The 22,532-nt window shown below is 69.0% G+C and carries 19 protein-coding genes and 1 tRNA gene; 13 read left to right on the forward strand and 7 right to left on the reverse strand.

Annotated elements, in window-relative coordinates; genetic code table 11:
* The first annotated feature begins 296 nt into the window (after positions 1 to 296).
* A complete protein-coding gene (locus AB0J87_RS30560) occupies positions 297 to 1,076 on the forward strand; it encodes an NlpC/P60 family protein (RefSeq protein WP_363970639.1) in 780 nt (259 codons plus the stop codon).
* On the opposite strand, the gene AB0J87_RS30565 is transcribed toward AB0J87_RS30560, so the two are convergent.
* Together AB0J87_RS30565 and AB0J87_RS30570 are read right to left on the reverse strand one after the other, a co-directional pair.
* The gene (locus tag AB0J87_RS30565; protein ID WP_363970641.1) at positions 1,049 to 1,807 is read right to left on the reverse strand and encodes an arginase family protein; all 759 of its coding nucleotides are present in this window, start codon (positions 1,805 to 1,807) and stop codon (positions 1,049 to 1,051) included. The genes AB0J87_RS30560 and AB0J87_RS30565 overlap by 28 nt on opposite strands.
* 429 nt (positions 1,808 to 2,236) lie before the next feature.
* Positions 2,237 to 3,139 carry a 4-(cytidine 5'-diphospho)-2-C-methyl-D-erythritol kinase gene (locus AB0J87_RS30570; protein ID WP_363970643.1) on the reverse strand — a complete coding sequence of 301 codons (903 nt, stop codon included), beginning with the start codon at positions 3,137 to 3,139 and terminating at the stop codon, positions 2,237 to 2,239.
* A gap of 805 nt (positions 3,140 to 3,944) precedes the next feature.
* On the opposite strand from AB0J87_RS30570, the gene AB0J87_RS30575 reads away from it, so the two are divergent.
* Positions 3,945 to 5,777 carry an ABC-F family ATP-binding cassette domain-containing protein gene (locus tag AB0J87_RS30575; RefSeq protein ID WP_363970645.1) on the forward strand — a complete coding sequence of 611 codons (1,833 nt, stop codon included), beginning with the start codon at positions 3,945 to 3,947 and terminating at the stop codon, positions 5,775 to 5,777.
* 609 nt (positions 5,778 to 6,386) lie between these two features.
* Here the strand turns inward: AB0J87_RS30575 and AB0J87_RS30580 are convergent.
* On the reverse strand, positions 6,387 to 6,893 hold the full coding sequence (locus AB0J87_RS30580) for a MarR family transcriptional regulator (protein WP_363970647.1): 507 nt from the start codon (positions 6,891 to 6,893) through the stop codon (positions 6,387 to 6,389).
* 57 nt (positions 6,894 to 6,950) lie between these two features.
* Between AB0J87_RS30580 and AB0J87_RS30585 the strand changes: the two genes are divergently transcribed.
* From AB0J87_RS30585 to AB0J87_RS30600, 4 genes are read left to right on the forward strand one after another with little or no spacing between them, the layout of a single operon-like run.
* Positions 6,951 to 7,721, forward strand: a complete 771-nt coding sequence (locus tag AB0J87_RS30585) for a trans-aconitate 2-methyltransferase (RefSeq protein ID WP_363970649.1) — start codon at positions 6,951 to 6,953, stop codon at positions 7,719 to 7,721.
* Positions 7,718 to 8,056 (forward strand): glyoxalase, encoded by a 339-nt coding sequence (locus AB0J87_RS30590; protein WP_350725844.1) that lies wholly within the window; start codon positions 7,718 to 7,720, stop codon positions 8,054 to 8,056. Before AB0J87_RS30585 ends, AB0J87_RS30590 begins: the two co-directional genes overlap by 4 nt.
* Positions 8,057 to 8,108: 52 nt before the next feature.
* The gene (locus AB0J87_RS30595) at positions 8,109 to 9,587 is read left to right on the forward strand and encodes a CYTH and CHAD domain-containing protein (RefSeq protein ID WP_363970651.1); all 1,479 of its coding nucleotides are present in this window, start codon (positions 8,109 to 8,111) and stop codon (positions 9,585 to 9,587) included.
* Positions 9,584 to 10,759 (forward strand): cytochrome P450, encoded by a 1,176-nt coding sequence (locus AB0J87_RS30600; RefSeq protein WP_363970653.1) that lies wholly within the window; start codon positions 9,584 to 9,586, stop codon positions 10,757 to 10,759. Before AB0J87_RS30595 ends, AB0J87_RS30600 begins: the two co-directional genes overlap by 4 nt.
* A 24-nt stretch (positions 10,760 to 10,783) precedes the next feature.
* On the opposite strand, the gene AB0J87_RS30605 is transcribed toward AB0J87_RS30600, so the two are convergent.
* The 4 genes from AB0J87_RS30605 to AB0J87_RS30620 all read right to left on the reverse strand — a co-directional run bounded on the left by AB0J87_RS30605 (position 10,784) and on the right by AB0J87_RS30620 (position 15,797).
* Positions 10,784 to 11,614: an NUDIX hydrolase gene (locus AB0J87_RS30605; RefSeq protein ID WP_363970655.1), complete on the reverse strand. Its 831-nt coding sequence runs from the start codon at positions 11,612 to 11,614 to the stop codon at positions 10,784 to 10,786.
* Positions 11,607 to 13,667, reverse strand: coding sequence for an RNA degradosome polyphosphate kinase (locus AB0J87_RS30610; protein ID WP_363970657.1), 2,061 nt, complete (start codon positions 13,665 to 13,667; stop codon positions 11,607 to 11,609). The genes AB0J87_RS30605 and AB0J87_RS30610 overlap by 8 nt, the downstream gene beginning before the upstream one ends.
* 188 nt (positions 13,668 to 13,855) lie before the next feature.
* On the reverse strand, positions 13,856 to 14,806 hold the full coding sequence (locus AB0J87_RS30615; RefSeq protein WP_363970659.1) for a TetR family transcriptional regulator: 951 nt from the start codon (positions 14,804 to 14,806) through the stop codon (positions 13,856 to 13,858).
* Between the two features lie 52 nt (positions 14,807 to 14,858).
* Entirely contained in the window at positions 14,859 to 15,797 is a 939-nt protein-coding gene (locus AB0J87_RS30620) for a fatty acid desaturase (protein WP_363970661.1), read from the reverse strand.
* Between the two features lie 300 nt (positions 15,798 to 16,097).
* Between AB0J87_RS30620 and AB0J87_RS30625 the strand changes: the two genes are divergently transcribed.
* The 7 genes from AB0J87_RS30625 (at position 16,098) to AB0J87_RS30655 (ending at position 22,531) form a co-directional block, all read left to right on the forward strand.
* Positions 16,098 to 16,169 (forward strand) — tRNA-Gln (locus AB0J87_RS30625).
* A 126-nt stretch (positions 16,170 to 16,295) separates the two neighbouring features.
* Positions 16,296 to 17,747, forward strand: coding sequence for a bifunctional UDP-N-acetylglucosamine diphosphorylase/glucosamine-1-phosphate N-acetyltransferase GlmU (gene glmU, locus AB0J87_RS30630; protein WP_363970664.1), 1,452 nt, complete (start codon positions 16,296 to 16,298; stop codon positions 17,745 to 17,747).
* Between the two features lie 64 nt (positions 17,748 to 17,811).
* Complete coding sequence (locus tag AB0J87_RS30635) at positions 17,812 to 18,789, forward strand: ribose-phosphate diphosphokinase (RefSeq protein WP_350725830.1); 978 nt, start codon at positions 17,812 to 17,814, stop codon at positions 18,787 to 18,789.
* Positions 18,790 to 18,956: 167 nt separating this feature from the next.
* Positions 18,957 to 19,571, forward strand: coding sequence for a 50S ribosomal protein L25/general stress protein Ctc (locus AB0J87_RS30640; RefSeq protein WP_363970667.1), 615 nt, complete (start codon positions 18,957 to 18,959; stop codon positions 19,569 to 19,571).
* Positions 19,572 to 19,634: 63 nt separating this feature from the next.
* Positions 19,635 to 20,219: an aminoacyl-tRNA hydrolase gene (gene pth / locus AB0J87_RS30645; RefSeq protein ID WP_350725826.1), complete on the forward strand. Its 585-nt coding sequence runs from the start codon at positions 19,635 to 19,637 to the stop codon at positions 20,217 to 20,219.
* A gap of 108 nt (positions 20,220 to 20,327) precedes the next feature.
* Positions 20,328 to 21,767 (forward strand): sugar transferase, encoded by a 1,440-nt coding sequence (locus AB0J87_RS30650; protein ID WP_350725824.1) that lies wholly within the window; start codon positions 20,328 to 20,330, stop codon positions 21,765 to 21,767.
* Positions 21,767 to 22,531 carry a 3'(2'),5'-bisphosphate nucleotidase CysQ gene (locus AB0J87_RS30655; RefSeq protein WP_363970670.1) on the forward strand — a complete coding sequence of 255 codons (765 nt, stop codon included), beginning with the start codon at positions 21,767 to 21,769 and terminating at the stop codon, positions 22,529 to 22,531. The genes AB0J87_RS30650 and AB0J87_RS30655 overlap by 1 nt, the downstream gene beginning before the upstream one ends.
* The last annotated feature ends 1 nt before the right edge of the window (position 22,532 follow it).

Below are 22,532 nucleotides of genomic sequence, written 5' to 3' on the forward strand. Positions count from 1 at the left end.
GATGCCCCACGGCGCCCCTTCCGTCCGGTGCCCAACCCTGCGCTTCCCTCCGGCGCCTCAACCGACTCTCCGGGTCGGCGCCCAACCAGTCCTCCCGACCGGTGCCCGACCCACCCCGCCCGGTACCCCCTCCCGGCCGGCACCCCATTCACGCGCGGTGCACAGATCCGATGCCGTCGTCCACAGCCCCACCCACCCAGCCTCCCGTTTTCCACAGAATCACGCTCGGCCCAACCCCATCTCCCGCCACCGAATGATCCTGGCCTCCACACCCACCACACGGTCAGGAGGCCACCATGATCACCCTCCCCACCTTCCTCAGGCTCACCCTCGGCGGCGTCCTCTTCGGCGGGCTCATCGCAGTCCTGACCCCCCTCCCGACCTCCGCCCAAGCAGCGGCGACCCGGTCCCGGTCCCGGCCCCAACCCAGGACCCTGACCCTCCTCCCGACCTCGGCCCAAACCACAGCGACCCGGCCCCAACCCAGGACTCTGGCCACCGTCCCCACCTCCGCCCAAACCGCAGCGACCCCACCCCAACGCAGGATCCTGACCATCAACCCCGAAGCCGTGCCCCTTCAACGCACCTCAGACGGGAGGGCCACGGATCCCGCAACCGGGCTCGATTCACTCCTACGCACCCCCGGCGGCAGGATCACCACCCTCACAAGGGGCCAGATCGCCGTCTCGGCCGCCCTGGACCAATTGGGAGTCTCCTTCTCCTGGGGCGGCGGCTCAGCGAAAGGCCCCACCATCGGCATCGGAAGGGGCGCCGGCACAAGAGGCTTCGACTGCAGCGGCCTGACCCTCTACGCCTGGTCGAAAGCCGGCATCGCCCTCACCCACTACACCGGCGCCCAGTTCCGCCAGGGCCGCAGGATCCCGTTCCGCGCGCGACGCGCAGGCGACCTGCTCTTCTTCGGCGGCGGCACGGGCGACCCGACCCATGTGGCCCTGTTCCTCCGGGATGGCCTCATGATCCACGCCCCCAGAACCGGCGACGTGGTCAGAAAGACCAACTTCCTGGCCTCGCCGTATTTCCGCTCCGCCTACCGCGGCGTCGTACGTCCAGGCTGAGCACAGACCTTCACCAGCTCGCCGACCAACCCGGAGAGCAACTCCTGATCTTCCTGTCTGGACGGCTCGTACTCCGTGAGCCCCAACCCCGCCACCTCGAACCGCTCGGCAACGGCGGCGACGAGCGAGAGCAACTGTTCAGGCTGCAGCCCACCCGGCGTAGGACACCCCACACTCCGGAAGACCAGAGGATCGAGTACATCGAGATCGATATGAACGTAGACGACAGGCTCGCACCCCTCAGGGCCGTCATCCCCGAGCGCCCCAACACCACAGCCCTCGATCGCCGCGACCAGCCCCGCGCCGTCCACCATCGGAAGATGGCGGACCCCGTGCTCCTCGACAAAGGTGGCCTCACCCGAATCGAGGTCCCGCACCCCCACAAGCACGATCCGCCCAGGCGCCACCGGCTCCCGAGCCACCAGCCCCTTGGGCCCTTCCCCGGTGAGCGCCCGCAGCACCATCCCGTGATAGGCCCCGGAAGGCGACGACTCAGGCGTGTTCAGATCCCCGTGGGCATCGAACCAGACCACCACGAGCCGATCCCCGTACCGCTCCCGAGCCGCCGCAACCGGCTCGAGCTCAACCCCGCAATCCCCGCCAACGGTGACCAGGAGCCCACCTTGAGCCTGCCCGACCGCCGCACGAACCTTCACAGCCGTCGAGCGAAGATCGTCATCAACTTCGACACAAACCCGCTGATCCGCCGCCCCCACCATCTCGGCCAGCAACCGCGCCCCTTCCCGCAGGCGCTCAGCCGTGGGAGCCCCGGACCCCCGCCACTGCCCCACCTCAACCACCGTCACCCCGGCCATCGCGGCCCCCCTCGTCACCTCAGCCTCATTGGTCACTCACGGCGGACCGGCTGCTCAGGCCGATACCCCGCAAACCAACGCTACGCGGGAGGACGAGAGTGCCACCAGGGCGGCATCCTGGACCAGGGCGTGGGCGCCAACGTTGTGTGGGTGGCCGGGGATCAGGCCAAGTTGGCGTCCTGGACCGGCCCGTGGGCGCCAACGCTACGTGGGAGGACGAGAGCCAGACCAGGGCTGCATCCAAGACCGGAGCGTGGGCGCCAACGCTATGCGAGAGGCCGAGTGCCAGACCAGGGCGACGTCCTAGACCGGGGCGTGGGCGCGCGCTATACGAGAGGCCGGGGATCAGACCAAGGTGGCGCCCTGGACCGGGCCGTGAGCAGCCACGGCCGTGTGTGCGGCGCCGGTGGTGGTCAGGCTGAGGGCCAGGTCGCGGGCGTGGAGGGCGTCGATGGCCAGGAAGGCGCACGTCGGGCCCGACCCCGAGACGATCGCGCCCAGGGCCCCGTGCTGGCGGCCGGCGTCCAGCGTGGGCGCGAGTTCCGGCCTCAGACTGAGCGCGGCCGGCTGGAGGTCGTTGCTCAGGTGGGCGCCCAGGGAGTACGCGTCGCCCGTGCCCAGAGCCTCCATCAGGGAGTCGTCCAGCTGAGGCCACGGTACCTCGGCCCCTTCGGCCGCCCTGAGCCGGTCGCACTCGGCGTAGACGCTGGGCGTGGAGAGCCCGCCGTCCGCCAGCGCGAACACCCAGTGGAACGTCCCCCCGGTGGGCAGCTCGCTCAGCTGCTCACCGCGACCGGTGCCGACCGCCGTGCCCCCGAGCAGGGAGAACGGGACGTCGCTGCCGAGGTCGCCGGCGATCTCCATGAGGTCTTCGAACGGCAGCCCCAGACCCCACAGCTCGTTGCACGCCACCAGCGCACCGGCGGCGTCGGCGCTGCCGCCCGCCATCCCGCCCGCCACGGGGATGTCCTTCTGGATGATCAGATCGACGCCGTACGTACGACCCGCGTGCTTGGCAAGCGCCCGAGCGGCCCGGATCGCCAGGTTGCTCTCGTCTGTCGGCACCTGGTCGGACCACTTCCCGTTCACCGCCACGGTGATCGACTCGGACTCCTTGGCTACCACCTCATCGAAGATCGATACTGCGTGGAAGACGTTCACCAGGTCGTGGTAGCCATCTTCCCTGAGCGGGCCGACAGAAAGCTGTACGTTGACCTTCGCGGGCACACGTACGGTCACCGAACTCATCGATCTTCTGCCACTCTCATCACTTGCCGGGGTCAAGGACACTCGATGTTATCGAGGCCCGCCGCCCTGACATGCGGTTCTCGAAAGATGACCTCGGGAACGCCCAACTCATCAACACGCAGAGTCAAGTTCATAGACATTTGCCCCAGATCCTCACTGGAGCATGGGCGTTCCCGCGATGGACGTCTCCTGTGACGAGGACGGCCCTACGACGCACGCTTCCAGCAACGGCCGCCCGATCGCGGCCTGGGCGTCTCTTGCGATGAGCGCCTCATCGCGGCGTGGACTCCTGCGACGCACGTCCCCTTCGGTGACGGATGCCCCCTGTTGGATGTGAACGCTTCCCGCGGTGGCGATGCCTCATGGGATGTGGGCGTCTCCTGCGATGTGGGTGCTTCGTGGTGGCGTGAGCGCTTTCTGCGGTGGCGATGCCTCATGGGATGTGGGCGTCTCCTGCGATGCGGGTGCTTCGTCGTGGTGTGAACGCTTCCTGCGGTGGCGATGCCTCATGGGACGTGGATGTCTCCTGCGATGGGGGTGCTTCCTCGTGACGTGAGCGCCTCCTGCGATGGCGATGCCTCATGGGACGTGGGCGTCTCCTGCGGTGACGGGTACCGACAGAGACGTGGACTTTCCCCGGGATGGACGTCTCTACGACGACCGGGACGTCTTCTACGACGTGCGTCTCGTGAGCAGGTCACGCGTGTGTACGGCTGGCCGGAAGTGCTGCCGGGCGTTACGAGGGGAGGAGGTGGGCGAATCGTCGGGCGTCGGGTGGGCGGGGAGCCGATACCCTGGGGAGGTCATGAATCTGGTCAATCTTGAGTCGGTTTCCCATGCGTACGGGCCCAAGCCGCTCCTCAGCGACGTATCCCTGGGTGTCGAGGCAGGCGAGCGCATCGGTGTCGTCGGTCGTAACGGGGGCGGGAAGACGACCCTCCTGTCCGTGATCGCGGGAGCGGTACAGCCTGACAAGGGGCGGGTCACGCATAACCGGGGCCTGCGGGTCGGGTTCCTGTCGCAGCAGGACACGCTCGACGCCGGCACCGCCGTGCGCGAGATCGTCCTCGGCGAGCGGGCCGAGCACGAGTGGGCGGGGGATCAGCGCGTACGCGAGATCCTCGCCAACCTGATCGGCGATCTCGACCTTGACGCCAGGGCCGGCGATCTGTCCGGTGGGGAGCGCAGGCGTACGGCGCTGGCGCAGCTGCTCATCGATGACCATGACCTGATCATGCTGGACGAGCCCACGAACCACCTCGACATCGAGGCCATCGCCTGGCTGGCCGGGCATCTGGCGGCGAGCAAGAGCGCGCTGGTGGCCGTGACGCACGACCGGTGGTTCCTCGACGCCGTGTCGAGCCGTACGTGGGAGGTCGTGGACGGGCGGGTCGAGCGGTATGAGGGTGGCTATGCCGCTTACGTGCTCGCGAAGGCCGAACGGGCGCGGATCGCGCAGGCCGCCGAGGAGCGCCGCCAGAACCTCATGCGCAAGGAGATCGCCTGGCTGCGCCGTGGTCCGCCTGCCCGCACGTCCAAGCCGAAGTTCCGCATCGAGGCCGCCCAGGCTCTGATCGCGAACGAGCCTCCGGCGCGCGAGACGGTCGAGCTGATGAAGTTCGCCGCGGCGCGCCTCGGCAGGACCGTTTACGACCTCGAGGACGTCACGCTGCACGCCGGCGGGCCGGACAGCGGGCCGCTGGTGCTCGACGATCTCACGTGGCAGTTCGGCCCGGGAGACCGCATCGGGCTGATCGGGGTGAACGGCTCCGGCAAGTCGTCGGTGCTGCGCCTGCTCGCCGGCACGGTGGTGCCCGACTCCGGGCGCGTGATCAAGGGCAAGACGGTACGCCTCGCGCACCTGTCCCAGGAGCTGGCCGAGCTGGATCCGGCGCGGCGGGTGCTGGAGTCGGTGGAGGAGGTACGCAAGTACCTCCAGGTCGGCAAGCGGGAGTGGACGGCCTCTCAGCTGCTCGAACGCCTGGGGTTCAAGGGCGAGGCGCAGTGGAAGGTCGTCGGCGATCTGTCCGGCGGTGAGCGGCGGCGGCTGCAGCTGCTCAGGCTCCTCATGGACGACCCCAACGTCCTGCTGCTCGACGAGCCCACCAACGACCTCGACATCGAGACGCTCAACGAGCTCGAGGACCTGCTGGACGCCTGGCCCGGCACGCTGGTCCTGGTGAGCCACGACCGCTACTTCCTGGAGCGGGTTACCGATCGCTGCGTGGCGCTGCTCGGTGACGGCAAGCTCTCGCTGCTGCCCGGCGGGGTGGACGAATACCTCGAACGCCGCGCGGCCGGCACGGCCCTGACCGCCCGCCTCGGCACCTCGGCCAACGCCACTATCGCGCAGGCACCCAGTGCCGCCGCCGCGTCGGGGGGCGTCGCGGGTACGTCCACGCCCGATGAGGGGCTGTCGGCCAAGGAGGAGCGCGAGCTGCGCAAGGAGCTCAACCGCCTGGAACGCCAGCTCGACAAGCTGAGCGACCAGGAGTCCCGCCTCCACGCGGCCATGGCCGACGCGGCCAGCGACTACGAGAAGCTGGGCTCCCTCGATGCCCAGCTGCGCGAGATCAACACCCAGAAGGACACGATCGAAGCGGAGTGGCTCGAGGTGGCCGACCGCCTGGGCGACTGAGGCTTCCCGTCACACGGGGGCGGAGTGGCTTGGGGCTGTCGATCGTGTGGGCGGCTGGGGCTTCGTGTCGCCCGACGTGGAGTGGCTCGAGGTGGTCGATCGTGTGGTTGGCTGGGGCTTCGTGTCGCCCGAGATGGAGCGGCTTGGGTTGGTCGATTGTTCGGGTGGCCGAGGCTTCGTGTCGCACGGGGCGGAGTGCCGTGGGGTGGCAGACCGCTTGGGCGACCGCCGCTTTGCGTCGCCCGAGGTGGAGTGACTCGAAGGACTGATCGCTTGGGGCGGCTGAGGCTTCGTGTCGCACGGGGCGGAGCGGCTTGGGTCGGCAGACCGCCTGGGCGACCGCCGCTTTGCGTCACCCGAGGTGGAGGCGCTTGGGGTGGTCGATCGCGTGGGTGGTTGAGGCTTTGCGTCACCCGAGGTGGAGTGGGCTCGACGTGGCTGACCGCTTGGGGTGGCTGAGGCTTGGCGTCGCCCGGGGTGAAGCGGCTGGGGTGGTCGATCGGTTGGGTGACGGACGCGCCGCAGCACACCCGCCCGATGGGCGGGCTGGAGGGCGGGTTGGGGTCGTATGAGAAAGGCCCGATGCCTGCCGGGCATAGAGCTGGTGGGCTATTGGGGAGAGTCGAAGGGGGCGAGGAGGGTGCGGAGGAGGCCTGAGAGAGCGCGCTGATCGTCGGAGCCGAGGCCGGACAGGAGCTCGTGTTCCCGCCGCAACAAGTCAGCGAAGGCCGCGTCCACGCGGGCGAGGCCCGGGTCCGTCAAGGACACCAGGACGCCGCGCCGGTCCTCGGGGTCGGGCCGGCGGCGCACCAGGCCCGCCTGGGCGAGCCGGTCGATGCGGTTCGTCATCGTCCCCGAGGTGACGAGCGTGGCCCGCAGCAGGGCGCCGGGGCTGAGCTCGTACGGCTTGCCGGCCCGCCGCAGCGCCGTCAGCACGTCGAACTCCCAGGGCTCCAGGTCGTGCTCGGCGAACGCCGCCCGCCTGGCCCGGTCGAGATGCTTCGCCAGCCGTGACACCCTAGAGAGAACCTGGAGCGGCTCGACGTCGAGGTCGGGGCGCTCCGCGCGCCAAGCCGCGACGAGGCGGTCCACCTCGTCTCTAGCATCCTCCGTCATGACACAAGAGTGTACTGTCTTGACATCGAGATATCTCTCTCGATATCAATTATCTTCATGTCAAGAGATATTTGGGACCCGGTAACGTACGCGGTCTACGCCGACGAGCGGTCGCGGCCGTTCATCGAGCTGATCTCCAGAGTGGGGGCGGTCGACCCCGATTATGTCGTGGACGCGGGCTGCGGCAGTGGTGAACTCACCGTTGAGCTGGCCAATCGCTGGCCCCGCGCTACCGTGGAGGGCTACGACTCCTCGCCCGCGATGATCACCAAGGCCCGCGGGCTGGGGTCCAGGGTGCGGTTCGCGGTGGCGGACGTGGCCACGTGGCGTCCCGACCGGCCGATGGACGTGATCGTCTCGAACGCCGTCCTGCAGTGGGTGCCGGAGCATCGCGAGGTACTGGAGCACTGGGTCGAGGATCTGGCCCCGGGGGGCTGGCTGGCGTTCCAGGTGCCGGGCAACTTCGGCGCCCCCAGCCACGTCGCCATCCACGAGCTGTGCGCCTCCCGCGCCTGGTCCGACAGGCTCGACGGCGTCCTCAGGGCGCACCCGGTCGACGACCCGATCGACTATCTGGACCTGCTCAACCACGGCGGCGCGCAGGTGGACGCGTGGGAGACGACCTACATGCACGTGCTCCAGGGTGAGAACCCGGTGCTCGACTGGGTCTCCGGCACCGCCCTGCGCCCGGTCTTCGACCGGCTCGACCCGGCCGAGCAGCGGCGGTTCAAGCAGGACCTCGCCAAGTCGCTCGCCGAGGTCTACCCGGTCAGGAGCTACGGGACCCCCTTCCCGTTCCGGCGGATCTTCGTGGTGATGCAGAAATGATCCAGGCGCTGCACCACGTCCAGCTCGCCGCGCCCAGGGGCAGCGAACCGGAGCTGAGGCGCTTCTACGAGGGCGTGCTGGGACTTCGGGAGGTGCCCAAGCCGCCTGAGCTGGCCAAACGCGGTGGGGTATGGTTCAAGGGCGAGGGTGTGGAGGTCCACCTCGGCATCGAGGACGACTTCAGGCCCGCGCGCAAGGCACATCCTGCCTTCCTGGTGGACGACCTCGACGCGTACGCCCCCGGCATGGAGCCCGACCTGCTCTTCCCCGGCTACCGGCGGATCTATCTCTCGGACCCCGTCGGCAACAGAATCGAGCTCCTGCAGGTCGTGTGATGTTCACCTCAAAGTGGCATGATGTTCCGAAATCGGACTCTTGCGAGGTGTAGTGGGCATCGAGATCGAGGACAAATTTGACGTTCCTCCCGACTACGCGATTCCGGACCTGAGCCGAGTGGCCGAGGTCGTGGGGCCGAAGAGCTACCAGCTGGTGGCTCTCTATTACGACACCGCCGACCTGCGGCTGGCCGCGCGAGGCGTCACGCTCAGGCGGCGACGAGGCGGCGACGACGCCGGCTGGCACCTGAAGCTGCCCAAAGCCAAGGGGGTACGGCAGGAGATCACCCGTCCCCTCACCCGCAGCGCCAAGGTCGTGCCCGCGGAACTGGCCGAGCTCGTCCGCGCCTACACCCGCGGTGCCCCGCTCGTGCCGGTCGCCGAGCTGGACACCCGCAGGAGCGTCACCGTCCTGCTCGACGGCGACGTCAAGCTCGTCGAGGTCGCCGACGACCGCGTCAAGGGCACGGTGTACGGGGATGAGCCCACGATCGTACGGTGGCGCGAGGTCGAGGCCGAGCTGCTCGCCCCCGATCGCCAGGGCGTTCTCGCCAAGGTCGGCAAGCGCCTCAGGAAGGCCGGCGCGACACCCTCGGCGGCCGCCAGCAAACTCGCCAAACTGCTCGAACCCGCCCCGCTCCCCAAAGCCCCCACCGAGCCGGACACGGCGGGCGAGATCGTCGTCGCCTACCTGGCCGGGCAGGTCAACGCCCTCCTCGCGCAGGATCCGCGGGTCCGCAGGGCCGAGGACGACGCCGTGCACCAGATGCGCGTGGCCGCCCGCAGGATGCGCAGCGCGCTCAAGGCGTTCAAGAGCGTCATCGCGGACACCGCCCAGGTGCAGGACGAGCTGCGCTGGCTCGGCAACGTGCTCGGCGAGGCCCGCGACCTGGAGGTGATCAGGGCCAGGTTCGCCAAGGAGCTGGCAGGGCTGGAGCCCGAGCTGGTTCACGGCCCCATCCAGACCCGACTCGGTACGGATCTGTACGAACGCGAGCAGGAGGCGTACGGCCGCATCAAGGAGGCACTCAGCGGCGACCGCTACTACACCCTCCTCAACGCGCTCGATCAGCTCGTCTCCGTCCCGAAGCTGGAGAAGGCGGCGGCCAAGCCCGCCCAGAAGAAGCTCAGCGCCATCGCGGTGGCCGGCTGGAACCGGGTGACGAAGGCCTACGAAACCGCTCAGGCCATAGAAGACCCGGAACGTCGTGAAATAGCCATGCACGACGTACGCAAGGCCGCCAAACGCGCTCGCTACACCGCCGAAGCGCTCCAACCCACTCTCGGCGCGAACATGGGCAAGCTGGCCAAACTATCCGAGAACGTCCAGGAGATCCTGGGCACGCACCAGGACGGCGTGGTGGCGCAGGAGACGCTGGCGAAGGAGGCCGAGAGCGCCCGCCAGGCAGGCGAGGACACGTTCACGTACGGAGTGCTCATCGGCATCGAGCGCAGCGCGGCCGAGCGGGCGTACGCGGAGTTCCCCAGAGTCTGGGCAGAGACGGTCGGGGCGGTTATGAAGGTTCTATGAGGAACCTTCCCACCATCCCCTTCGAACGCGGCAACCTGCTGGAGGTGCCCGCCGCGTACCGCGACCTGCGGGCCGAAGCGGGCATCGCGAAGGTACGCACCCAGACGGGCGACGAGGTCTGGCTGGTCAGCGGCTACGAGGACGCGCGCAGTCTGTTCAACGACCCCAGGCTCGGGCGCTCGCATCCCGAGCCGGACAAGGCCGCCAGGCTGTCGGGATCGGCCATACTCGGCGGCCCCCAGGGCGACATCGCCACGGAGAAGGCCGAGCACGACCGCATGCGCAAGCTGTTCATGCCGTCCTTCTCGGCCCGCAGGATGAAGGCGCTCAGCGACCACGTCGGCTCGCTCGTGGACGAGCGGCTCGACCACCTGGCCAAGCTGACGCCGCCGGTCGACCTGCACGCCGAGCTCTCCTTCCCGCTGCCCGTGCTGGTCATCTGCCGGCTTCTCGGGGTGCCGTACGAGGACAGGGAGTACTTCGGGGGCGTGTCGTTCCGCCTGGGCGACATGCTGGACCTGGAGAAGGGCCAGGCGGCGCGCGATGAGCTGAGCGCGTACATGGCCGGGCTCATCGAGCGCAAGCGGCGCGAGCCGGCCGAGGACGTGCTGTCCGACCTGGCGAACGAGCTGGACGACGACGGGAAGATCGCCGAGCTCGCCGGCGGGCTGCTGTTCGCCGGCCACGAGACCACGGTCAACCGCATCGACTTCGGCGTGCTGCTCCTGCTCGCCAACCCCGCTCAGCGCGACCTGCTCATCGCCGACCCGGGGCTGGCGCCCGGCGCGGTCGAGGAGATCCTGCGGATGGCCACGCCGAGCCTGCACGGCCTGCCCAGGTACGCCCACGAGGACATCGAGATCGGCGGCCACACGATCCGCCGGGGCGAGGCCGTGGTGCTCACCCCGGGTGCGGCCAACCGGGATGAGCGGATCTATCCGGATCCGGATGTGTTCGATATCCGCCGTCCGCCGTCCGACCCGCATCTGAGCTTCGGGTACGGCCCGCGCTTCTGCATCGGCGCCAGCCTGGCCAGGGTCGAGCTGGTGGCGGTGTTCGGCAGGCTGTTCCAGCGCTTCCCCACCCTGCGGACGGCCGTACCCGTCGAGGAACTGCCACGCAGCGAGGGGAGGATCGCCGACGGCTTCGCGAAGCTGGAGGTCACCTGGTGAGCGGCGCGGCTGCCAGGCGCTCGGTCAGGCCGCGTAGCGCTCGACGCTGACGACGTGCCCGCCCGCCCGCTGCAGCACGGCGAACGCGCCCTTGCGCAGGTGCAGGTCCTTTCCGCTCAACGTCCTGATCAGGTCGGGGAGCACCTTGCGGTGGCTGCACACGGCCGCGGGCACGGTGATCTCCCTGACCATGGCGGGTGTCTTCTGCGGGTCCTGCCCCTCCTCGCTGAGGAGGGGCTCCAGCTTGAGTTCGGCCCCGTACGGCTCCAGGGTCTGGACGCATCGGGCGCTGGGGGAGCTGATCAGCAGCTCGGGCCGGTAGGCGGGCAGCGCGGTGGCCAGGTGCGCCGCCTGCGACCGGCCGTCGGTGTCGAGCGGGCGCAGCTCGTCGTCGCCCTGCCACTCGTTCCTGGAGCCGGCCGAGCCGTGCCGTACGAGGACGAGGGGCACGGTCTCGAGCGGCGCGGCCTTCAGCGCGCGCAGCAGCCCCACATCCCATTCGTACGTCAGCAGCCGCCTGGCCTCCTCTAACGGCAGCCAGCGCAGTTCGTCCACCTCGTCATCGGGGGAGAAGCCGTCGTCGGCGGCCACCCGCGCCGTCCAGTAGTCGACCCGCTTGAGCCGCCCGGAGCTGAGGTAGTGGACCGGTGGCAGCGCGCGGCCGAGCAGCACGGTCAGCCCGGTCTCCTCCCACACCTCGCGCAGGGCGGCGGCGATCACGTGCTCGCCGGACTTCAGCTTGCCCTTGGGGAAGGTCCAGTCGTCGTAGTTGGGACGGTGGATGACGGCGACCTCGGGGCGGCTCTCCTCGCCCCTCCAGACCACGGCTCCGGCGGCGCGGAGCAGGTCAGTCATCAACGGTCCTCCAGCGGCGCGTGCTGATGAGATGGCTCTGCGGGTCCTCGCCCGGGTGGCGGGCCCACGTGCCGTCGGAGTGCAGCACCCACGCGTTCGTGGTCTCGGCCATGGCCAGGTCCATCAGCTCGATGAGGTAGGCCTTGTGCTGCGGTGAGGTCACCTTGACCAGGGCCTCGACGCGGCGGTCGAGGTTCCTGCGCATGAGGTCGGCGCTGCCGATCCAGATCTCGGGCCGGCGGCCCAGGCCGAACTCGTACACCCGGGAGTGCTCAAGGAAGCGCCCCAAGACCGACCTTACGCGGATATTTTCGGACAAATCTGGAATGCCTGGGCGGAGGCTGCAGATGCCCCGCACCCACAGGTCCACCGGGACGCCCGCCCTGGACGCCCGGTACAGGGCGTCGATGATCGGCTCGTCCACCAGGGAGTTCGTCTTGATCCTGATCCGTGCCGGGCGCCCCGCCTCCTGGTGGGCGATCTCCCGCTCGATCCTGGCCAGCAGCCCGCTGCGCATCGAGTGGGGCGCGACCAGCAGCCGCCGGTAGGCGGAGTGGTTGGAGTAGCCGGTCAGGTGGATGAACAGGTCCGTCACGTCCTCGCCGACCAGCGGGTCGGCCGTGAGCAGGCCGAAGTCCTCGTACTGCCGGGCGGTCTTGGGGTTGTAGTTGCCGGTGCCGATGTGGCAGTAGCGGCGCAGCTCGCCCGAGGGCTCCTGGCGGACCACGAGCGCGAGCTTGCAGTGGGTCTTCAGCCCGACCACGCCGTAGACGACGTGGCAGCCGGCCCGCTCCAGCTTGCGCGCCCAGGAGATGTTGGCGTGCTCGTCGAAGCGGGCCTTGATCTCCACGACCACGACGACCTGCTTGCCCGCCTCGGCCGCGTCGATCAGCGCGTCCACGATGCGGGACTCGCCGCTGGTGCGGTAGAGAGTCTGCTTGATCGCCAGGACCCTGGGGTCGGCCGCGGCCACCTCGATGAAGCGCTGCACGCTGGTGGCGAACGAGTCGTACGGGTGGTGCAGCAGCACGTCGCGCTCGCGCAGGATCGAGAAGAGGTCGTCCTCGGCGCTGATCACCTCGGCGGGCACGAACGGCCGGTAGCTCAGCTCGCCCCGGTCCAGGTCGGCGATGGCGTGCAGGCCCGACAGGTCGAGCGGCCCCTGCAGCCGGTAGATCTCGTGCGGCGCCAGCTCCAGCTCCTCGATCAGCGGTGCCAGCACCTCCGGGGTGATCGTGTCCTCGACCTCGAGCCGCACGGGCGGGCCGAACCGCCGCTTGAGCAGCTCCTTCTCCAGAGCCTGCATGAGGTTCTCGGTGACGTCCTCGTCGACGTCGAGATCCTCGTTCCTGGTGACGCGGAAGACGTGGTGCTGGAGGATCTCCATGCCCTTGAAGAGCTGCCCCAGATGGGCCGCGATGACATCCTCAAGAGGGACGAACCGGTCCTTCGAGGCCTGCACGAACCGCGGCAACTGCGACGGCACCTTGACCCGTGCGAACACCGTGTGATCGGTGGCCGGATTCCGCACCAGGACCGCGAGGTTCAGGCTGAGCCCGGAGATGTAGGGGAAGGGGTGCGCGGGGTCCACGGCCAGCGGCGTCAGCACGGGCCTGATCCGCTCCCTGAACAGCTTGCGCAGCTCCGTACGCTCCTCGCGGCCCAGCTCGTCCCACCGGACGATCTCGATGCCCTCGGCGGCCAGCTGAGGGGAGATGTGGTGGTGGAAGGCCGCGGCGTGCCGGATGGCCAGATCGTCCGCGATCGTGGCGATCCTGGCCAGCTCCTCGCGCGGCTTCAGCCCGCTCTTGGTACGCAGCAGCAGGCCCGTGGCCATGCGCCGTTTCAGGCCCGCGACCCGTACGCGGAAGAACTCGTCGAGGTTGCTGGCGAAGATCGCCAGGAAGCGCACCCGCTCAAGGAGGGGGGTCGATGGATCTTCGGCCAGATCGAGCACGCGCTCGTTGAACTGGAGCCAGCTCTCTTCGCGATTGAGAAACCGCTCCTGAGGCAGGGGCAGGTCGTTGGCGGGTTGGAACGGTTCCGCGGACATATGGCCTATATTGCCCCGTTTGGTTGAACAGAACGTTAACGCGGTCGCAACGGCTTATCCCGGAAAGTCAACCACGCTCTACCCAATCGTCACTCAAGACATCCCCCCTGTTCAAGCCCACCGCCGGACCGTCTTCCCGCATCCGTCCCTCCCGCCGACGCCTTTCGGCCCGGGGTCCTGACGGCGGATTACTCCTGGTGGTCCGCCTGTTCGAGGCGGGCGGTGCGTTCGGCGAGGCGGGCCTCGCGCTGGCGGATCTTCTCCTCGCGCTCCCGCGCCTTCTCCGCCTCCTTCAGCACCCGCTCGCGCTCCTTCTCGGCCTCCTTGAGCAGCCGTTCCCGCTCCTTGAGGTCCCGGACCCGCGCCTTCTCCGCCTCCTTGAACTCCCGCACCCGTGCCTTCTCGGCCTCCCTGAGCTCCTTGTCCCGCGCCTTCTCCAGCTCGCGCAGCTCCTTCTCGCTCGTGCGCGGCTTGGCGGGGACGGGGGCCGGGGCGGGGACGGAGACGGGCTGGTCGCGGGTCGCCGCGGTGATCGCCGGGTCGGGGTTGAGCCCGGTCAGGCCGTTCCAGGCCAGGTTGACGAGGTGGGCGGCGACCTCCTCGCGACCCGGCTTGCGTACGTCGAGCCACCACTGCCCGGTCAGCGCGACCATGCCGACCAGCATCTGGGCGTACATCGGCGCGAGCTTGGGGTCGTAGCCGCGGGCCGCGAACTCGTCGGCGAGGACGTCCTCGACCTGGCTGGCGATCTCGCTGATCAGGCTCGCGAACGTGCCGGTGCCCGAGGCGGCGTGGGAGTCGCGCACCAGGATGCGGAAGCCCTCGCTGCTCTCCTCGATGTACTGGAGCAGCGCCAGCGCGGCCCGCTCCAGTTTGATCAGTGAATGGGACGCGGCCAGCGCCTCGGTGATCATGGTGAGGAGCTTCTGCATCTCGCGGTCCACGACGACCGCGTAGACGCCTTCCTTGCCGCCGAAATGCTCGTAGACCACGGGTTTCGACACCTGTGCGGTAGCGGCGATCTCCTCGATAGAGGTCCCGTCGAACCCCTTCTCCGCGAAGAGGGTGCGGCTGATGCTGATCAGCTGCTCTCTGCGCTCGCTACCGGACATGCGCCTGCGAGATCGGGGTTCGGTCACGGTCTCCATAATGACGGCCACGGGTGCGCGGCCGTTCACCGGCTGATCTACGTCAGGCAATGCGCTTCGCCGCCAGGCGTTCGGGGGTAGGCCAGCGGACGTCGTACGCCCAGCCCAGCTTCTCGAAGATCCGGATGGACCCGGCGCTCAGGTCGATCTGGCCCTTGAGCGCACCGTGCCGGGCGCAGGTCGGGTCGGAGTGGTGCAGGTTGTGCCAGGACTCGCCGAAGGACGGGATGGCCAGCCACCAGACGTTGCGCGACTTGTCGCGTACCTGGAACTCCTCCTCGCCGAAGACGTGGCAGATGGAGTTGATCGACCAGGTCACGTGGTGCAGCAGGCCGATGCGGATGAGCGAGCCCCAGAACAGCGCGGTCAGCGCGCCCTGCCAGGACCAGGTGACGAGCCCGCCGATCACGCCGGGGAGCACGATGGAGGTGAGGGCGATCGTGCCGAACCACTTGTGCAGCTTCATGACGTCGGGGTCCTTGACGAGGTCGGGAGCGTACTTCTCGCGGTTGGTCCGCTCGCTCTCGAACAGCCAGCCCATGTGGGCGTACAGGAGGCCCTTGGACAGGGACTTGAAGCCGGGGCCGAACCGCCACGGCGAGTGCGGGTCGCCCTCCTTGTCGGAGAACTTGTGGTGCTTGCGGTGCGTGGCCACCCAGTCGAGCACGGACATCTCCAGCGACAGGCTGCCCGCGATGCCCAGCGCGATCTTCAGCGGCCGCTTGGCCTTGAACGAGCCGTGGGTGAAGTAGCGGTGCAGCCCCACGGTCACCCCGAGCCCGGAGATCACGTAGAAGACGAAGGAGATGACGATGTCCGACCAGCCGAGTCCCCATCCCCACGCGAACGGCACCGCGGCCGCGATCGCGATCAGCGGCAGTCCGACGACGAGCGTGAAGGTGACCAGTTCTGCCTTGGATCTGGGCTCGGGTTCGAATTCGGGCTTCGGTGTCGGGGCTGAACGCTCGGCGACAACGGTCATGGACGACCTCCAACGGCATGTATGAGGATGTATGTCCGGACTACGCAACCGTAACCTACGCTAGCGTAAGTAAGGAAGCCCTAAGCCGTTAATGGGGGGAACGTGACGCTCTGCAGAACAAGGTGGGTGGGGTTCGCGCCTTGCGCCTTTTAGGGCGGTCTGTTATACGGTCAGCGTGCCGCGTACCTGCCGTTACCTGGGACTTCACGCCCGAGCCGGGTGTGGGACGCAATTACGGGCGCGCGCCGGGGTTCGGGATCGGTATCGTAGGGATGTGTCGGACGCCACGTGTCCGATCTGTCCCGGATCGTCTAATCGGCAGGACAAGTGGTTTTGGTCCACTTTGTAGGGGTTCGAGTCCTCTTCCGGGAGCTGTGACCTGCTCCCCCGGCGAGAATGTTCGGGGTGCGTCCAGGTATCCTCACGGTGTCGGGAGGGTAGCGGTGCGGTAGACGTACCAAATGCCCTGATCCGTCCAGTCACAGGGAGCCTCAGTCCGTGAGTGTGCCGCGCCCGGCAGCCGTCATCGTCCTCGCCGCGGGCGAGGGTACCCGGATGAAGAGTCAGACCCCCAAGGTCCTGCATGAGCTATGTGGCCGTTCGCTGGTCAACCACATGCTCGCAGCCGCCCGCGACCTCGATCCGCAACAGCTGATCGTCGTCATCGGCCACGCGCTGGAGCAGGTCGGCGGCCACCTGGCCGCCACCAGCCCCGACGCGCGCGCCGTCGTCCAGCATGAGCAGCGTGGCACCGGCCACGCGGTCCGCACCGTGCTCGAAGAGGTCGGCGTGATCTCCGGCACCGTGCTGGTCACGTACGGGGACGTGCCGCTCATGCGCCCGCGAACCCTCGCCGAGCTGCTCGAACGGCACGAGGCCGAAGGCAACGCGGTCACCGTGCTGACGGCCAACGTGCCCGATCCGACCGGCTACGGGCGGATCATCCGCGACGAGAGCGGCGCCGTGCTGGAGATCGTCGAGGAGAAGGACGCCAGCCCGGAGCAGCGCGCGATCAAGGAGATGAACTCCGGCATCTACGCCTTCGACGGCTCGCTGCTCGCCGACGCCGTCAAGCGCGTGTCCACCGACAACGCCCAGGGTGAGGAATACCTCACCGACGTCCTGGCCATCCTGCGCGGCGACGGCCACCGGGTCGGCGCCTGCGTCGCGGGCGACTTCGTCGAGGTCGAGGGCGTCAACGACCGCGTGCAGCTCGCCGCCGCCCGCAAGGTGCTCAACCTGCGCCTGCTCGAGGACCACATGCGCGCCGGGGTGACGATCATCGACCCCGGCAGCACCTGGATCGACGTCGGTGTGCGGATCGCGCCCGACGTGGTCATCCACCCCGGCACCCAGCTCCACGGCGACACCGTGATCGAGACCGGCGCCGAGGTCGGCCCCGCCACCACGCTGACCGACACCCGCGTCGGCGAAGGCGCCGTCGTCCGCAACGCCGTCTGCGACAGCGCCGACATCGGCCCCGAGGTCAGCGTCGGCCCCTACGCCTACCTCCGCCCCGGCACGGTGCTCGGCCGCAAGTCCAAGGCCGGCACGTTCGTCGAGATGAAGAACACCAAGGTCGGCGAGCGCTCCAAGGTGCCGCACCTGTCCTACGCGGGGGACGCCACGATCGGCGACGACGTCAACATCGGCGCCTCCACCGTCTTCGTCAACTACGACGGGGTCAACAAGCACCAGACGACCATTCGCGACGGGGTGTTCGTCGGCTGCGACACCATGCTCGTCGCCCCGGTGACGGTCAATGACGGCGCCTACACGGCGGCGGGCTCGGTGATCGTCGACGACGTGCCTCCCGGCGCCATCGGCGTGGCGCGTGCGCGGCAGCGCAACATCGAGAAATGGGTCTTGCGCAGGCGCGCGGGCACGAAGTCGGCCGCGGCCGCCCAGCGGGCGCTGGCCGAGCAAGAGCAGCAGGAGAGTGGCAAATGACCGAGCTTGTTGAGGTCATCAGTAAGCACAGCAGCACGGTCATGAGACCGACGAAGGAGGTCTCATGAGCAGTATCAAACAGCCGGGCGAGAAGAACCTCATGCTCTTCTCGGGCCGGGCCTACCCTGAGCTCGCCGACGAGGTGGCTCATCACGTCGGCGTCTCCCTCACCCCCACCAAGCTGATCGACTTCGCCAACGGCGAGATCTACGCGCGCTATCTGGAGTCCGTACGCGGCTGCGACGCGTTCGTCATCCAGAGCCACACCGCGCCCATCAACAAGTGGATCATGGAACAGCTGATCATGGTCGACGCGCTGAAGCGGGCCTCCGCCAAGCGCATCACCGTGGTCATGCCGTTCTTCGGCTATGCCCGCCAGGACAAGAAGGGCCGGGGCCGCGAGCCCATCACGGCCCGGCTGATGGCCGACATGTTCAAGACCGCGGGCGCCGACCGGCTCATGTCGATCGACCTGCACACCTCGCAGATCCAGGGCTTCTTCGACGGCCCGGTCGACCACCTGTTCGCGATGCCGGTGCTGGAGAGCTACCTCAAGAACAAGCTCGACCTGGAGAACACCACCGTCGTCTCGCCCGACACCGGCCGCGTCCGGCTGTCGGAGCGCTGGGCCGACACGCTCGGCACGCCGCTGGCGTTCATCCACAAGCGCCGTGACCTCGACGTGGCCAATCAGGTGAAGGTCAGCGAGGTCGTCGGACGGGTCCGCGGCCGCACCTGCGTGCTGATCGACGACATGATCGACACCGCGGGCACCATCTGCAAGGCCGCCGACGCCCTCTACGAGCAGGGCGCCACCAACGTGATCACCGCCGCCACCCACGCGGTCTTCTCCGACCCGGCCGTCGACCGGCTGAAGAACTCCCGGATCTCCGAGGTCATCGTCACCAACACGCTGCCGCTGGCGGAGGCCAACAGGTTCGACAAGCTGACGGTGCTGTCGATCGCGCCGCTCATCGGCCGCGCGATCACCGAGGTCTTCCAGGACGGCTCGGTCACGAGCTTGTTCGAGGGTGACACCTGAGCTGTGATGGATCCGCAGCGAAGTGAGGACATCCATCACAGCCTTCCGAGCGGAGCTCGGCAGACAGCGCTGTAGACTGGCCCGGTTGCGCTCGTAACGCCTTCCGCTAGGGCGGGTGAGGGAGAGCGCCGACACCCACCAGACTCCAAGCATCCCTAGGAGATGTCATGTCCGAAGTACGTATCGCCGCCGAGCCGCGCAGCGAGTTCGGCAAGGGCGCCGCTCGCAAGATCCGCCGCGCCGACAAGGTGCCCGCGGTTCTCTACGGGCACGGCATCGACCCCAAGCACCTGACCCTGCCCGGCCACGAGGTGCTCCTCGCGCTCCGCACGCCCAACGTGCTGATCCACCTCAAGGGTGAGGGCGTCGACGAGCTGGCCCTGCCCAAGGGCGTGCAGCGCGACCCGATCAAGGGCTTCGTCGAGCACGTCGACCTGCTGCTGGTCAAGCGCGGCGAGAAGGTCACGGTCGAGATCCCGGTCAACACGGTCGGCGACGTCCACACCGACGGCCTGCTCGACCTGCAGCTCGTCGCCGTCGCCGTCGAGGCCGAGGCCACCCACATCCCGACCGGCGTCGAGGTCGACGTCGAGGGCCTGGAGGTCGGCACCGCCATCACGGCCGCGCAGCTCGCGCTGCCGAAGGGCGCCACGCTGGCCGCCGACCCCGAGTCCGTCGTGCTCCAGGTGATCGCCAAGCCGGTCGAGGCGCCGGAGGAGGCCGAGGAGGCCGCCGAGGGTGTGGTCGCCGAGGGCGAGACCGCAGAGGCTTCCGCCGAGTAACGGTCCGATTCGTGAACGGGGCGGCCGGACTCGAGCCGCCCCGTTCCGCTGTTAGGGGTGCAGATGGATCGCTGGCTGATCGCCGGCCTGGGCAATCCCGGGCCCGAATACGCGGGCAACAGGCACAACGCGGGCTTCATGGTGCTCGACGAGCTCGCCGCCAGGGCCGGCGGGCGGTTCAAGGCGCACAAGAGCAGGGCTGAGGTGTGCGAGACCAGCACCGCGATCCTGGCCAAGCCCCTCACCTACATGAACCTCTCCGGCGGGCCCGTCAAGGCGCTCTCCGACTTCTACAAGATCGGCCCGGAGCGGCTGATCGTCGTCCACGACGAGCTCGACGTGCCTTACGGCGCGCTCAGGGCCAAGCTCGGCGGCGGCGACAACGGCCACAACGGCCTCAAGTCGATCACCAAGGTCCTCGGCACCCGCGACTACCTGCGGGTCCGCTTCGGCATCGGGCGCCCGCCCGGGCGCATGGACGCGGCCTCCTTCGTGCTTCGGGACTTCGCCACCATGGAGCGCAAGGACCTGCCCTTCCTCGTGGACCGGGCGGCCGACGTCGTGGAGTCGCTGATGTCCCGCGGCCTCGAAGTCACCCAGAACGACTTCCACCGGTCTGATCTGCATATTTCGGGCCCTCCACGCTGATCGCCACATAGGTCCGTTCGCCGGTCCCCTGCCTCTCCTGCAGCTACCATCTGTGACTGTCCGTTCAGGAATGGTCACCTGGAGGCATGCGTGCGGGGTGAGGGCTTCATGGCCGTCGTCGGACCGGGCCATGTGGCCTCCTGGCGAGTCAGCCCGCGCACGCCCACCTGGGTCCGCTCCTACCGCTTCCGCGCGGTGCTGGGCGACCTCTGCGGGGCCTGGGTGGGGTCCGGGCTCGCCTTCTACGTTCGCTTCGGCGAGCTCACGCCGTACGTGCTGCCGTACCTGCTGGTCAGCCTGGCCCTGCCGGTGGTGTGGGCGTTCGCGGTGGCGCTCAACCGCGCGTACGAGCCGCGCATGCTCGGCGTCGGCTCCGAGGAGTTCCGCCGGGTCGTGCAGTCGGGCGTCGCGCTGACCGCGGGCACCGCCATCGGCTCCTACCTGACCAAGACCGACGTCGCCCGGGGCTACGTCGTGCTCGCGCTGCCGCTGGTGACGTTGCTCACGCTGCTCCTCAGGTACGCCCTGCGCCGCTCCCTGCACCGGCGCAGGGCGGCGGGGGAGTGCATGCGCAAGGTGGTCGCCGTCGGGCACGAGACGTCCGTCGAGGAGCTGGTGCGGCTGTTCCAGAAGGAGCGCTACCACGGCATGGACGTCGTGGCCGCCTGCCTGCCGGGGGGCGTGCCGGGCGACTTCGTGGGCGAGGTGCCGGTCGCCGGCGACCTCAGCGACGTGCCGATCGTGGTCGACCAGTTCCGCGCCGACACCGTGGCCGTGCTGGCCTGTCCCGAGATGGACGGGCAGGCGCTGCGGCGGCTGGCCTGGCGGCTGGAGCGCACCCACACCGATCTGGTGGTCGCCCCGGCGCTGATGGACGTGGCGGGCCCGCGCACCATGATCAGACCGGCCGCCGGGCTGCCGCTCCTGCACGTGGAGCACCCCGAGCTGGGCGGGGCCAGGAAACTGGTCAAGAACATCTTCGACCGGCTGGTCGCCACCGCGCTGCTGGTGCTGCTCGCGCCGCTGCTGGTGGGACTGGCGGTGGCCGTACGCGTGACGAGTCCGGGGCCCGCGCTGTTCAGGCAGACCAGGGTCGGCAGGGACGGGCGGCTGTTCACGATCCTGAAGTTCCGCACCATGCGGCGCGGCTCCGAGCAGCAGAAGATCACCTTGGTCAGCGACCGCGACGGCGTGCTCTTCAAGATCAGGAACGATCCCCGGGTCACGCCGCTGGGCACGCGGATGCGCCGCACCTCGCTGGACGAGCTGCCACAGCTCATCAACGTCGTACGCGGCCACATGTCGCTCGTCGGCCCCCGGCCGCCCCTGCCGGAGGAGGTGGCGCGCTACGGCGACGACGTGCGCAGACGGCTCCTCGTACGCCCCGGGATGACGGGCCTGTGGCAGGTCAGTGGTAGATCTGACCTATCGTGGGAGGAATCCGTCCGCCTCGATCTGCGTTACGTGGAGAACTGGTCCCTCACGCTCGACCTCCAGATCCTGTGGAAGACTTGGTCGGCCGTCGCCCGCGGGCAAGGAGCTTATTGATGACGATTCGCGACGACCACGCACTCGCCGCTGATCTGGCCACCGAGGCGGGCGAGCGGCTGCTGCGCATTCGCGAGCGCACCGGGTTCGGCGACTCCTCGGCCCTGCGCGCGGAGGGTGACCGGGCCTCCCACGTCTTCCTCATGGAGTCGCTGGCCAGGCTCCGTCCCAGTGACAGTGTGCTGTCGGAGGAGGCCACCCGCGAGGAGCGGCTCGACCCGCGCCGGCTCAGCGCGTCCCGGGTGTGGATCGTGGACCCGCTCGACGGCACGCGCGAGTTCGCCGAGGAGGGGCGGTCCGACTGGGCCGTGCACGTGGCGCTGTGGGAGGGCGGCAGGCTGACCGCGGGCGCCGTGGCGCTGCCCGCCCAGGGCCGCACGCTGACCACCGCGGAGCCGCCCGGGTCGCGCTCCTTCGACGGGGGGCGGTTCCGCATCGCGGTGAGCCGCACGCGCCCGCCGGAGTTCGTGCAGAAGCTGGCCTACCTCCTCGGAGCCGACCTGGTCCCCATCGGGTCCGCCGGGGCGAAGATCTCGGCGGTGCTCACCGGCGAGGTCGAGGCGTACGTACACGCCGGGGGCCAGTACGAGTGGGATTCCGCCGCGCCGGTCGCCGTCGCCCAGGCCGCCGGGGCCCACGCGAGCCGGATCGACGGCTCCGAGCTGACCTACAACCAAGCCGACCCGTCACTACCGGATATCCTGGTTTCCCTACCTGAGCTAGCGACATCGCTGCTCAGCGGGATTCGGGACCTGCACCGCTAAA

Origin of the sequence: Nonomuraea sp. NPDC049625, from assembly GCF_040675285.1 — a bacterium.
GTDB classification, from domain to species: domain Bacteria; phylum Actinomycetota; class Actinomycetes; order Streptosporangiales; family Streptosporangiaceae; genus Nonomuraea; species Nonomuraea angiospora_A.

Bases quoted from the DNA above. Each gene is read 5' to 3' on its own strand.
- AB0J87_RS30635 (WP_350725830.1), top strand. From the start codon at position 17,812: ATGAGCAGTATCAAACAGCCGGGCGAGAAGAACCTCATGCTCTTCTCG.
- AB0J87_RS30600 (WP_363970653.1), top strand. From the start codon at position 9,584: ATGAGGAACCTTCCCACCATCCCCTTCGAACGCGGCAACCTGCTGGAG.
- AB0J87_RS30560 (WP_363970639.1), top strand. From the start codon at position 297: ATGATCACCCTCCCCACCTTCCTCAGGCTCACCCTCGGCGGCGTCCTC.
- AB0J87_RS30590 (WP_350725844.1), top strand. From the start codon at position 7,718: ATGATCCAGGCGCTGCACCACGTCCAGCTCGCCGCGCCCAGGGGCAGC.
- AB0J87_RS30620 (WP_363970661.1), bottom strand. From the start codon at position 15,797: ATGACCGTTGTCGCCGAGCGTTCAGCCCCGACACCGAAGCCCGAATTC.
- AB0J87_RS30650 (WP_350725824.1), top strand. From the start codon at position 20,328: ATGGCCGTCGTCGGACCGGGCCATGTGGCCTCCTGGCGAGTCAGCCCG.
- AB0J87_RS30585 (WP_363970649.1), top strand. From the start codon at position 6,951: ATGTCAAGAGATATTTGGGACCCGGTAACGTACGCGGTCTACGCCGAC.
- AB0J87_RS30575 (WP_363970645.1), top strand. From the start codon at position 3,945: ATGAATCTGGTCAATCTTGAGTCGGTTTCCCATGCGTACGGGCCCAAG.
- pth (WP_350725826.1), top strand. From the start codon at position 19,635: ATGGATCGCTGGCTGATCGCCGGCCTGGGCAATCCCGGGCCCGAATAC.
- AB0J87_RS30640 (WP_363970667.1), top strand. From the start codon at position 18,957: ATGTCCGAAGTACGTATCGCCGCCGAGCCGCGCAGCGAGTTCGGCAAG.
- AB0J87_RS30610 (WP_363970657.1), bottom strand. From the start codon at position 13,667: ATGTCCGCGGAACCGTTCCAACCCGCCAACGACCTGCCCCTGCCTCAG.
- AB0J87_RS30580 (WP_363970647.1), bottom strand. From the start codon at position 6,893: ATGACGGAGGATGCTAGAGACGAGGTGGACCGCCTCGTCGCGGCTTGG.
- AB0J87_RS30655 (WP_363970670.1), top strand. From the start codon at position 21,767: ATGACGATTCGCGACGACCACGCACTCGCCGCTGATCTGGCCACCGAG.
- AB0J87_RS30570 (WP_363970643.1), bottom strand. From the start codon at position 3,139: ATGAGTTCGGTGACCGTACGTGTGCCCGCGAAGGTCAACGTACAGCTT.
- AB0J87_RS30605 (WP_363970655.1), bottom strand. From the start codon at position 11,614: ATGACTGACCTGCTCCGCGCCGCCGGAGCCGTGGTCTGGAGGGGCGAG.